The 12,173-nt window shown below is 62.4% G+C and carries 9 protein-coding genes; 5 read left to right on the top strand and 4 right to left on the bottom strand.

Going from position 1 to position 12,173, the window contains the following annotated elements:
* Positions 1-37: 37 nt before the first annotated feature.
* The 4 genes from HGO38_RS26900 to HGO38_RS26885 form a co-directional block, all read right to left on the bottom strand.
* Positions 38-928, bottom strand: a complete 891-nt coding sequence (locus HGO38_RS26900; protein ID WP_250958889.1) for an SDR family NAD(P)-dependent oxidoreductase — start codon at positions 926-928, stop codon at positions 38-40.
* 111 nt (positions 929-1,039) lie between these two features.
* Positions 1,040-1,693: a TetR/AcrR family transcriptional regulator gene (locus tag HGO38_RS26895; protein ID WP_250958888.1), complete on the bottom strand. Its 654-nt coding sequence runs from the start codon at positions 1,691-1,693 to the stop codon at positions 1,040-1,042.
* A 280-nt stretch (positions 1,694-1,973) separates the two neighbouring features.
* A complete protein-coding gene (locus HGO38_RS26890; protein ID WP_250958887.1) occupies positions 1,974-3,161 on the bottom strand; it encodes an acetyl-CoA C-acyltransferase in 1,188 nt (395 codons plus the stop codon).
* The gene (locus tag HGO38_RS26885) at positions 3,158-4,777 is read right to left on the bottom strand and encodes an AMP-binding protein (RefSeq protein ID WP_250958886.1); all 1,620 of its coding nucleotides are present in this window, start codon (positions 4,775-4,777) and stop codon (positions 3,158-3,160) included. Before HGO38_RS26885 ends, HGO38_RS26890 begins: the two co-directional genes overlap by 4 nt.
* A gap of 545 nt (positions 4,778-5,322) precedes the next feature.
* On the opposite strand from HGO38_RS26885, the gene HGO38_RS26880 reads away from it, so the two are divergent.
* From HGO38_RS26880 to HGO38_RS26860, 5 genes are all read left to right on the top strand, one after another.
* Positions 5,323-6,330, top strand: a complete 1,008-nt coding sequence (locus tag HGO38_RS26880; RefSeq protein ID WP_250958885.1) for an ABC transporter permease — start codon at positions 5,323-5,325, stop codon at positions 6,328-6,330.
* Positions 6,331-6,358: 28 nt separating this feature from the next.
* Positions 6,359-7,348, top strand: a complete 990-nt coding sequence (locus tag HGO38_RS26875) for a sugar ABC transporter substrate-binding protein (RefSeq protein WP_250958884.1) — start codon at positions 6,359-6,361, stop codon at positions 7,346-7,348.
* 73 nt (positions 7,349-7,421) lie between these two features.
* A complete protein-coding gene (locus HGO38_RS26870) occupies positions 7,422-9,551 on the top strand; it encodes an ABC transporter permease (RefSeq protein ID WP_250958883.1) in 2,130 nt (709 codons plus the stop codon).
* Positions 9,548-10,591 (top strand): hypothetical protein, encoded by a 1,044-nt coding sequence (locus HGO38_RS26865; protein WP_250958882.1) that lies wholly within the window; start codon positions 9,548-9,550, stop codon positions 10,589-10,591. Before HGO38_RS26870 ends, HGO38_RS26865 begins: the two co-directional genes overlap by 4 nt.
* Positions 10,588-12,096 carry a sugar ABC transporter ATP-binding protein gene (locus HGO38_RS26860; RefSeq protein WP_250958881.1) on the top strand — a complete coding sequence of 503 codons (1,509 nt, stop codon included), beginning with the start codon at positions 10,588-10,590 and terminating at the stop codon, positions 12,094-12,096. The genes HGO38_RS26865 and HGO38_RS26860 overlap by 4 nt, the downstream gene beginning before the upstream one ends.
* The last annotated feature ends 77 nt before the right edge of the window (positions 12,097-12,173 follow it).

Raw genomic sequence — 12,173 nt, 5'->3', positions numbered from 1 at the left:
CACGGTGTCACGTGGCGCTTTTGCGGGGCGGCCGATTTTAACCGCGTGCAAGGATCGGTATCGAGCGCCCCGCGTTCTCAAGCTCGCGTTCGGCCTGTATGAAGCCATAGGCCGGAACGATCTCTCCCTTGCGATCGCTGATCCTGCTCCAGGATGCGGCGACATCATCTGCGGCCTGCGGGCCGCCTGCGATCTGCACGCCTGTCGTCAGCGTAATGTTGGCTGCGGCAAAATGGCCGGCGCCGGCGCACAGGATCGCCCGTGTCGGCGCATCGTCGCCAACCAGTGCCAAAAGTCCAAGGCTGACCCGCTCGGGTCCGAGCAGAGCGAGCGCCTCGGCCGAAAGCAGGCCCTCGGTCATCGATGTCGCGGCGGTCGGGGCCAGCGAATTGACGCGGATATTGTGTTTTTCGCCCTCGATGGCCAGGGTCTGCATCAGACCGACCAGGGCCATCTTCGCGGCGCCGTAGTTCGACTGACCGAAATTGCCATAAAGGCCTGAAGACGACGTGGTCATGACGATACGGCCATATTGCTGTTCGCGCATGATGTCCCAGACCGCCTTGGAGCAGACCACAGCCCCCATGAGGTGGACTTCGATCACCAAACGGAAATCCGCCATGTCCATCTTGGCAAAACTCTTGTCGCGCAGAATTCCGGCGTTGTTGACGAGGATGTCGATGCGACCCCAGCGGCCCATCGCGGCCTGGACCATGTCCGCCACCCGGGTCTCGTCAGTCACGGATGCGGTGAAGGCGATCGCATCGCCCCCCTTGGCGACAACCTCGTCCGCTACCGCCTGGGCTGCAGCCTCGCTGAGGTCGTTGATGACGACGCTGGCACCCAGGTCTGCCAGCTGCAGCGCGTGGCAACGGCCAAGCCCTCCCCCTGCGCCGGTGACGATCGCCGTGCGGCCCTTGAGCTTCATGCCATTCCTCCCGCTCTGGTCAATGGATTACATTCACTCACTAGTGAATTAGTGATATTCTTGCAAGCGATGTTTATGGCTTTGCTGCGCTGCGATCACCATTCAACGACATTACGCCTTTGGCGAAGGGGCTGCCCCGGCGTCCGGGGGCTGCTGGCAGATCGCATTGAATCCTGCCGCCATGAAGGTCGCCATGCGCAATTTCACCGCAACAAGATCGTCCGAGCGGCACAAGCCCCCCGAAAGCTTGTCGATGCGCCCCGTGCGCGCGAGGGTCAGCATCAAAGCGCCGGTCACGAAGTGATAGCCCCAGAAGATGTCTTCCTCCGCACAGTTCGGCAGCGCTTTCCTGAGGATGCCGATCAGCCGAAGCACCACGGGGTCGAAGTGCTTGTCCATCATCTCCGCCCCCCATTCCGGGGTGTTGGCGACCTGGGCGCCCAGCGCCGCATAGTTCTTCCAGTTCTCGCCGCCCTCGATATAGAGATCCAGGTCTGTATCGAGGAAGGCACGCAGAGCACCCTCGACGGTCGGATTTCCTTTCGTGGCCGCATCGTATGCGTCGAGCATCATCATGCGTCGTTCGCTGGTCACCGAGGCACGGCGAGCGAAGACGGCGTCGAACAGCTGCTTCTTGTCGTCGAAATAGTAGTTGATCAGCGTATGGTGGACACCGATGCTCTTGGCGACATCCTTTAGCGTCACACCGTGAAGCCCATGCCTGGAAAACAGGCTTTCTGCAGTGTCGAGGATCTGCTCGATCATGTCAGCGCGCCGTTCGGCCCTCACAGACCTCTTCGGCGGGGTTTTGCGTTCAACGGGCAATTAAGGACCTCTCTGCTAGCACTGCCGGATCGGCACGGATGGTCGAACAAAGCGCTGAGCCCGGCCCTGCTGGACGTCGCCTCGCATGACGTGGTCAGGGCCGTTTAGCCATGCGGGAGGCGTGACGGTGAGCGACATTTGTCCGCATCGATTAATGGCGCGACGGACAGTGCGCGTCAATCTCCACCGCACACTGTCCGCCGCGCAGGTCTCGCGTCCGTCAGGGATTGATCTCGAACAATCCGGCCGCCCCCATGCCGCCGCCGACGCACATGGTGACCACCACGTAGCGCACACCGCGTCTCCGGCCCTCGATCAGCGCATGGCCGACGAGCCGTGCACCGGTCATGCCGTAGGGGTGACCGATCGAGATGCCGCCGCCATTGACGTTGTAGATGTCCGGGTCGATCTCAAGGAAGTCCCTGCAATAAAGTGCTTGCACGGCAAAGGCTTCGTTCAACTCCCACAACCCGATGTCACGGATCTGCAGTCCGTGCTGCTTGAGCAGCTTCGGAATGGCGTGGATCGGGCCAATGCCCATTTCCTCCGGTGCGCAGCCGGCGACCGCCATGCCAAGATAGATGCCGAGCGGTTCGAGCCCGCGTTGCTCCGCCAGTTTTGCATCCATCAGGATGGAGACCGATGCGCCGTCGGACAACTGGCTGGCATTGCCCGCGGTGATCACGCCACCCTCGACGACAGGCTTGAGCCCAGCCAGCCCCTCGGCCGTCGTCTCCGGCCGGTTGCCTTCATCGCGGTCGAGTGTCACGGCCTGTTCGACGATGTCTCCGGTGATCTTGTCCTTGATCCGCATGGTGGTGGCGAACGGCACGATCTCGGCATCGAACCGCCCGGCAGCCTGGGCTGCTGCGGTGCGTTGCTGGGACTGCAGCGCATAGGCATCCTGCGCCTCGCGGCTGATGCCGTATTTGTGCGCGACGAATTCAGCCGTTTGCAGCATCGGCATATAGGCATGGGGAACACGGGCGACGACTGCCGGGTCGGCCTCCTTCAGTCCCCAGGCGAAGTAGGTATCCTGCACGGCAGAGATGTTTTCCTGTCCGCCGGCCGCGACGACATCCATGCCATCAACGATGATCTGCTTGGCGGCGGTGGCAATCGCCATCAGTCCGGAGGCGCACTGGCGATCCATGGTCTGGCCAGAAACAGAGGCCGGGCAGCCCGCAGCGAATAGGCCGTTGCGCGCCAGGTTCATCCCGGCGGTGCCGGCCGACAGCACCGTGCCGAGAACGAAATCCTCGATCTCACCCGCTTCGATTCCCGCCCGGTCGATGGCCCTGGCAAGGACGTGGCCGGTCAGGCTGGGCGATTTGGTGGCATTCAATGCACCGCGATAGGCTTTGCCGATACCCGTGCGGGCTGTGCTGACGATGACGGCTTCTCTCATGATCCTGCTCCTTGTGGCCACCCCGAGGCGTTGCCGTACTGATGTCGCAACTGCATCTTGTCGATCTTGCCCGTCGGCGCCCGCGGCATGGAATTCAGCCGGATCACCCGGTCCGGGATCCACCAGGACGCGACCCGTCCCTTCAGCGAAGAAAGCAGTTCGGCGTCTGAGGCCTCTTCGTCGCGGCGCATCTCGACCAGCAGCAGGGGGCGCTCCCCCCATTTCAGATCGATGCAGCCGATGACGGCGGCGAGCGACACCTGCGGCAAGGCGCCGACAATGGCCTCGATTTCGGCCGGATTGATCCACTCGCCGCCGGACTTGATGAGATCCTTGGAGCGACCGGTGATGATCAGTTGTCCGTCTGCATTGATGCGGGCGAGGTCTCCGGTGACAAACCAGCCATCGGCATCCGTTGCCACCGTGTCCTGGCCGAAATAGCGTTCGACCACGGCGGCGCCGCGCACGCGCAGATGACCCTCGACATTGCGCTGATCGGGCAAAGGTTGTCCCTCGGCGTCGGTCAGCAAAAGATCCAGGCCGATCGCCGGCTTGCCGGACAGGGCGGCATCGCGCGGATCGGCAAGCGGATCGGCGACCGTTCCGGACGGCGACAGCTCTGTCATGCCCCAACTGGTCTGGATCCGGACACCAAGGCGGGCTTCGATCCGCTCCATCAGTGCCGGCGGAAGGGCCGTGCCGCCGACCAGGATGCGCTGCAAGGACGGGACCTCCCCGCCATGGGTCTCCAGATACTCGACCAGGCCGAGCCAGACGGTCGGCACGCCGACAGCAAGCGTCACTTTTTCCTGATTGATCAGCTTGGCAAGGCTTTCGCCGTCGGCCCGCCGACCGGGAAGCACAAGCCTTGCGCCGACAGCCGGCGCTGCAAACGGCAGTCCCCAGGCATTGGCATGGAACATCGGCACACATGCCAGGATGGTATCCCTGGCACTGATGGCGAAGACATCCGCCTGCAGCAGCCGCAAGGTATGAAGATAGCTGGACCGGTGTGTGTAGGTGACGCCCTTGGGCGCTCCCGTTGTACCGGAGGTGAAGCAGAGGCCGCTGGGCGCTGTTTCGTCAAACTGGCCCCACTCCACCAAAGCACCGTCGTTTTGGCCAAGCTGCCGTTCCAGGGTTTCCGGCCGGATGCCGCTTCCGCCGCTGCCGACCGCTGCTTCGCCATCGATGATCAGGATAGAGGTCACATCAGGGGCAGCTTCCGCCACGGTCTGAGCGAGGTTGGCCAAGTCCGCACTGACGATCAGGATGGGCGCCTGAGACTGCCTGAGCATGGCGGCGATGTCGGCAGGTGCAAGCCGCGGGTTGAGCGTGTGGCAAACCGCCCCGATGCCGACGATGCCATACCATGCCTCGACATGGGCCGCGGTATTCCATGCCAGTGTCGCGACCCGGTCGCCCGCCCTTATGGAGCGGTTCTGCAACAATGCCGACAGGCGGCGGGCACGCTCCAGCAGGTCCTTGTAGGTGACACGCTGTACCCCTCCATTCGGCTGCGCCGTCACCACTTCCGCCCTGTCGTGCCATTTTGCGCCGTGAACGAGGAATTTGTCGAGCGTCAGCGAAAAAGGTTGCATGCTGCCGTCGATCATTGCCACCCTCCGGGCGTGAAGTCCGCGGACTGCACGTGACCTGGACATGCGCGGCGAAAGACCGATCGCCACGGACGGATATGGAGCATAAGGCGATGCATGAATTCCTTCCCGGCCGCATTCCCACGCTGCGGCCACTGGCGCCATAAATGAGCCAGCTTGATGCCTAAGTCAATATTCACTCTCTTGTGCGTTAGTGAAATGTATGCGACATGTAGCGTCCGTTGACCGACTTGTTGCCGGAAAGGCAGAGTCGATGGGACGGCTGCATGCCGCAATGGCGGCGGGTCGTCACCGGATGTCGGAAGCACACGGTACGGTAAGAGTATGTCTCCGAATGGCTGCCCAGCTGTTTGGAGGTGGACGCGGTGGGGAGACCGCGTTGGGGGAGATGCTGATGAAGGGCGACGAACGGCGTATCGTAGATAGGGATGGCCTGCGTGTCCTGGCAATCGCACAGGCTGGCGGGGCTGTCCGGGCAAATGCCAAAATCCCGGAAAGGCGCGAGTCCGAGCCCACCACGCGCGCTGGAGAGGCGAGCGATCATGGTTGATCTCTCGATGGTTTTGGCACGGCGCAAGGACAAGGCAAATGTGCTGGGAGCCGTCGTCTTGGCGGCAACAGTTCTGCTGGTTATCGTCTTCTCTGCGACAATTGACGGTTTTGCGACGCTTGGCAATCTGCGCGTGGTGGTCTCGAACTCCGCGTCGCTGGTGATCCTCAGCTGCGGGATGGCCGTCGTCATCATCTCGCGCGGCCTTGATCTCTCCTTGATCGCCCAGATGGTGGCAGGCGCTGCCACCTTCAGCATTCTGATCAATGCCGGACTGAACGGGCCGAGCGCATTTGCGCTGACCGTGCTTGCCATGGTCGCGGTCGGGCTCGTGAACGGTTGGCTGACCGCCTACGCAGAAATCCCGCCCATGCTGGCAACGCTGGCATCTGCCATGCTGATAACAGGGCTTTTCCGTTTCGCCATCCTTCGCGGCGAATACCTGCTGTTGCTGCCCAAGAGCAACCCTGCCGTCACGTTTCTATCCTCCAGCCTGTTTCCAGGCTTCACGGTGCCGGTCATGCTGATGGCCATGACGCTGGCCATCACCTGGCTGCTGCTGCGCTATTCCATTCCTGGACGGACCGTCTACGCCATGGGTGACAATTTTCAGGCCGCCCGCCTGACCGGTCTGCCGGTCCGCACCACCACGCTGATGATCTATGTCTTCGCCGCGCTGACCGCGCTGATAGCGGGTCTGGTGGTCGCCTCGGTCAGCGGTACCGTCGATTTCCGCACTGTCACCAATGGCAGCCTGCTGTTCGAGGTCATCCTCGTCGTGGTTCTCGGCGGTATTCCGCTGCGGGGAGGGCGCGGTGGAGTGGGCAGTATCCTGATCGGGGTTGCTCTCATCGCGGTGCTGCGTAACGGCATGACCTTGCTCGATTTCTCGACCCAGACACAAGATGTGCTGAAGGGCCTTGTCCTGATCACGGCCATCGTGGCCGACCGTTTTCTCAACCCCCGCGATACCGAGACGGACACCGTTGGCGATCTCTGAAGAATGCCATTCAACCAAGGAGGAGACTATGTTGAACAGATTGGGAAGACGACTTCGCGTGAGCCTGTCGGCAGCGCTGATCGGTGCATGCGCGGCACTCGCAGCCGGGGGGGCTGCGCGGGCCGAAACCAGCATCGCGGGCAAGAAAGTAATTTTCGTGCCGATTTCGATGGGCGTTTCCCTCACCGAAGGCTGGGTTCGCCGCATGAGGGAGCATGCGGCGATCTATGGATACTCCATTGACGTGCGGGACGCCGCCTTCAATACCGGCGCTATGTCGGAGCTACTGGCCAAAGCCATCAGCGAAAAGCCGGACCTGCTCGTCGTGCACAATCCAACCGTGCAGCTGCTGTCGCGTCAAATCAAGCAGGCAGAAGCAGATGGCATCAAGGTGCTGCAGATCAACCTACAGTCCAATCAGCCGTCGTCTGCCTTCGTCGGGGCCAATTGGGAGCGGATCGGCCGCGAAGTCGCAGAAGACATCGTCAAGGAATGCGGTACGGGCAGCGGCAAGTCCGGCAAGGTGGCGATCATCCCCGGACAGTTGACCGCGGCCGACAGCGTCATCATGAACGAGGCCGCCTTCAAGGTGTTCGAGCAGCATCCGGAAATCTCGGTCGTCTCCAACCAGGCCTCCGACTGGGAGCCGGAAAAGGCCCGCCAGATCACCGCAACGGTGCTGCAGCAACATGCCGATCTCTGCGCCATCTTCGGCCACTGGGACGTGCACACGATGGGTGCCGGCAATGCCGTCAAGGATGCCGGCCTGGAGGACAAAGTGCTTGTCTATGCGACCGGCGGTGGCGATTCGGTGGCCTGCAAGGCGGTCGAAGACAAGGTTCTCGATCGCATCTGGAGCTACGACGCCGATGGCCAGGGCCGCGATGCCGGCACACTCATCGACCTGCTGCTGCAGGGCGCGACCGGCCCTGATGGCGCCATGCTCTCCATCGAGTCGCCGATGAAGATCATCAAGGCCGGCGAGAGCTATTCGTCCGACCTGTGCTGGAAGATGTAACGGCATCTGAGCAACTGGCCGGCCCCGCATGGGGTCGGCCCATCCTGCATGCTTCATAGTGACGGACCCGGCAATGACCGCAACGATCGATCTCTCCCGTTTGCCGAAGCGACAGGTGCCGCTTGTCGTGCTCTCGTCCCGGCGGATCATCTCGGACATCTTGTCGAAGGGATGGGTCGAGAGCGCGATCCCCTTTTCCGCATTTCTGTGCGTGCTCGTGGGTGTCGTGCTGACGACCGAGGACTACTTCGTCGCATCAAACCTGCGCAATCTCGCCCAGTATGCTGCGGACGGCGGCCTGATCGTACTGGCGCTGCTGGTTGTCGTCGCTGTCGGCGGGATCGATCTTTCGGTCGGCTCGAACTTCGCCATGTCGGCCTTTGCGGCGTTGTACGGCTTCCACATCCTGGGGCTGCCCGTGCCGGCCGTTCTCGGCCTCAGCCTTGTCTGCGGCGCGCTTATCGGTGCCGTCAACGGGTTGCTGGCCGGCATCGTCGGCTGCGGCGCACTCTTAACCACGCTCGGCACGATGATCACCGTGCGCGGTCTCTACACGCTTGCCTCGCAGTCAAGCCTGGTGGAGATTTCGACAAGCGCCCGCATCGACGATACCTGGGACTTCATCGGCTTCGAGAAACTGCTGACCATGCCGGTCGGCTTCTGGGTGCTGCTTGCCGTCGCCATTGCTATCTTCGTGATGTTTCGCCAGTTGCGTTTCGGCTGGCATGTGCTGGCGGTCGGCGGCAATCGCAAGGCCGCCCGCCATGGCGGCATCCATGTCAAACTGACGATCTTTCTCGCCTATGTTCTGGCCGGCCTGATTGTCGGAATGGCCGGTTTCCTTTTCGCCGCCCGGCAGAACAGCATCGGCTCCGACACCGGTATCGGCATGGAATTCTTCGCGCTGACGGCGCTCGTTGTCGGACTGGGCGGTTTCGTGCCGGGACGAGGCGCCGTGGTGTCGGTGCTGGTCGGCTTTCTGACCGTCTATATCCTCAACAATGCCCTGATCAATGCGGGCCTGCGCGGCGATTTTGTGCAGTTCTGCATGGGCGCCATCCTGGTTGCGATCCTTGCAATCGATGTGCGTTTCCGCAAGAACCGTCATCGCCTGCTCGCCTCGGCCTATCTCGATCCGGTCAGGCTGAGCGTTGCATCCGTCAAGGGCATGGCCGGCTTGATGCCCCATGAGACAGCGCCAAAGCTCGGCCATGCAACGCTCTTAGCCGCCGGCGAAGTGGACGGTCCGGAAGACGTCATCCTCGACCGTGACGGCAATCTTTATTGTGGCACGCGCGACGGCTATATCATGCGGCTTGCGGCGGGTGACGGCGCTCGCGTCGAGCCGCTTGCCAAGATTGGCGGGCGACCGCTTGGCCTGGCGTTTGACCGCGACGGCAGGATCGTCGCCTGCGTCGCCGGCATGGGTCTTGTCCGCGTTGCCATGGACGGCACCGTCGAACTGCTGACCGACCAGACGGAACGCTCGCTGTTCAGCGTCCAGGACGATACCGTCATCCGCATGGCCGACGATCTCGACATCGCGCCCGACGGTGTCATCTACTTCACCGATGCCACCAAACGCTACGACATCGAGAACTGGGGCCTCGACCTCTTGGAGGGGCGGCCCAATGGGCGATTGCTGAGCTTCGACCCGGCGACCCGCAAGACCCGGACCGTCTGCGACAATCTCGTCTTCCCCAATGGCGTCTGCCTGACCCATGACGGCCGTCATCTCCTTGTCGCCAGCACATGGGATTGCGCGATCCTTGCTTTCGACCTCGCCGATCTGAAGGCCGGACCCCGGATCTTCCTCGACGGACTTCCGGGGTATCCCGACAACATCAATCGTTCATCGGACGGCGGCTACTGGATCGCGCTGGCGGGCATGCGCAACCCGGTGATCGACCTTGCCATGAAGCATCCGGGGCTGCGGCGCCGCATGACCAAGCGTGTGCCCCCGACCAACTGGTTGTTCGGCAATCTCAACATTGGCGGCGTGCTGAAGATCGATGCCGGCGGGCGGATCATCGACGCCCTCTGGGATGATGCAAGCGGGCCGCTCTACATGATCACCTCGATGCGCGAGCATGAGGGCGCTCTTTATCTGGGCGGCGTGACCAACAACAAGATCGGCCGGCTGGTGCTTGACCACGCCAATCCGGGCTGGAACGGGCCTGACAGCTATTGGGGCAAATCATGAGCTTCTTGTTCAAATCGCGCGCCGCGGAGCCCCCGGCCATGACGCTCGAAGGCATCCTTGGCCCCAACAGCCGTCTCGATGAGGCTGAGGCCATTGCCATCACCCGGCCCGATGCGCTGGCGGTTTCGGCCGATGGGGCGCTGCTGATCTCTTCGGGATCATCGGTCTGGTCGGCCGATCGCTGGGGCGACATGCCAAGCCCGTGGATCGTACTGGACCACCCCGTCACGGCCCTTGCCGTCAGCCCGGGCGGCCTTGTCGCCGTCGGTCTGGAAAACGGCGAAGTCCGGATCCACAACCGTCAGGGCCAGTCGCTGCTATGGGCGGCTCCAGCGACAGCCGACGCTGGTTGCGCCTGCGATTGCCTGTTTCTTTCCGAAGATGAAATTGCGGTCGTCCGGAATGGCTATACCTGCGCCAACGAGGCGCTGGCCATGGCGCCCTGGGATGCGGCACGGACGGGGTCAGTCACCGCACAAACCAGGGATGGCGCGACCCGGGTCATCTCCCGAAACCTCAGCTGCCCCATGGGCATTTGCCGGGATGAAAGCGGGGGCTTGATCGTCACCGAGCTTGATACCACCCGTGCCATCGATACATCCGGCCGGGTGCTTCGGGGCGGCTTCCCGGCCTATCTCGGGCGTCTGCGCAAGACGCCGCAGGGCTATCTGCTCGCCTGTCTCTCGAGGCGCGATCCGCTGATCGAATTCCTGCGCACGGAGCATGGCTTCGTCGACGAGATGAAGGCAACGATCGACCCACGGCACTGGATCTCCCCGCGTGCCAGTCCGGAATTCAGCCACGACTTCCCCATCGAACTCGGCGCAACGCGCCTGTTCGGCGAGATCAAGCCCTGGGCGCCGTCCTTTTCCTACGGACTGCTGATCACGCTCGATGAGACCCTTATGCCGACAGGCTCGCTGCAATCCCGGGCCAATGGTCGCCGGCACGCCATCAGCGATGCCGTCATCTGGAACGGCGACGTGATCGCCGTCAGCCAGGCGAGCGGTGAAATCCTCAACCTGGGCCCCCTGACATGACAGATCTTCAGCCAAAGCCTATAATCCGTCTGGAAAATGCAACCAAACGGTATGGCGGCATTGCCGCTCTGGATGGCGTCAGCTTTGAATTGTATCCGGGCGAGATCCACGCCCTGGCCGGCGAAAACGGCGCCGGAAAATCAACCCTGTGCAAGCTGATTGCCGGCGTTGTCACGCCGTCGGATGGGCAGCTGTGGGTCGATGGCGAGGCTGTGAATTTCTCGGCACCCAAGGATGCCAGCCGTCGCGGCATTTCGATGGTCTATCAGGAAACCAGCCTCGTGCCGCAATTGACGGTCGCGCAGAACATCGTTCTTGGCCGCGAGCGCACCTTCAATTCCGTCCGCAAGGTTCGCAATGCGGCACGGCAGGTGCTGCAACGACTGAACTTCAACGTCGATCCCAGCCAATTGGCGGGCTCGCTGTCGGCGGCCAAGCGCCAGATGGTCGAAATTGCCCGCGCCGTGCTCAATGATGCGCGCGTGATTATTCTGGACGAGCCGACGGCCGCTTTGACGCCTGAGGAAACCGACCATCTGTTCGAGTTGATGGTCTCGCTGAAGAAGCGCGGCGTGGCGATGATCTTCATTTCCCACGCCCTGGAGGAGGCGCTGACCCATGCCGATCGCATCTCGGTTCTGCGCAACGGACGTCTGGTCGCTTCAGGGCCTGCCACCGATTTCGACCGGCCGCTCCTCATTCGCCACATGGTCGGAGAAGATCTGCTCGATCCAACCGACCGGTCGTCACCGTCAAGGCAACGCCCGGGCTCCGCTCTGCCTGTCCTGCGCGTCGAGAACCTGCGCATGGGGAGCATGGTCAATAACATGTCCTTCTCGGTCTTCCCGGGTGAGATTACCGGCATAGCCGGCCTGATCGGCTCAGGCCGCAGTGAGATGGCCAAGGTCGTCATGGGCCATACCAAGCGCAATTTCGGTGGCGGGAGGATCTGGCTGGACGGTCGTGAGGTCCGGTATTCGCTGCCGGCGCACGCCGTCGCCGACGGCATCGCCTATGTGAGCGAGGATCGCAAGCTGGACGGCTTTTTTGAGACGATGAGCATCCGCCAGAACATCGAGCTTGGCTGGCTTGCCAAGTTTGGTCGTGGCAAATTTGTCGTTCCCTTCGACAGGCTGCGCGATCTGGCCCGAACCTGGTCTGAGCGGCTTTCGATCCGCAGCATCGGCGAGAACCAGTCGGTGCTGCATCTGTCCGGCGGCAACCAGCAAAAGGTCGTCATCGCCAAGTCGCTTGCCCAGAAGCCGCGGCTGGTCATCTTCGACGAGCCGACGCGCGGCGTCGATGTTGGCGCGATTGCGGAAATCCGCAAGATCATCCGCGATTTTGCCGAGAGCGGCGCCGGCGTCATCCTGATTTCCTCATACCTGCCGGAGATACTCGATCTCTCCGATCGCATTCTGGTTGCCAAAGGAGGCACGATTGCAGCGGAATTTTCCCGCGAGGACGCGACTGCGACAGCAATCCTGAACGCCGCTATTCACTGAGGGGGAATTGTACCCGATTGTGGGGCGTGTTGCAGATCACCTATGCCAGTTCGCCACCAGCAGGCGCTAGAGACAAT

Origin of the sequence: Rhizobium sp. CG5, assembly GCF_023701945.1 — a bacterium.
Classification (GTDB): Bacteria; Pseudomonadota; Alphaproteobacteria; order Rhizobiales; family Rhizobiaceae; genus Allorhizobium.
This window is presented reverse-complemented; position numbering and strand designations above follow the sequence as displayed.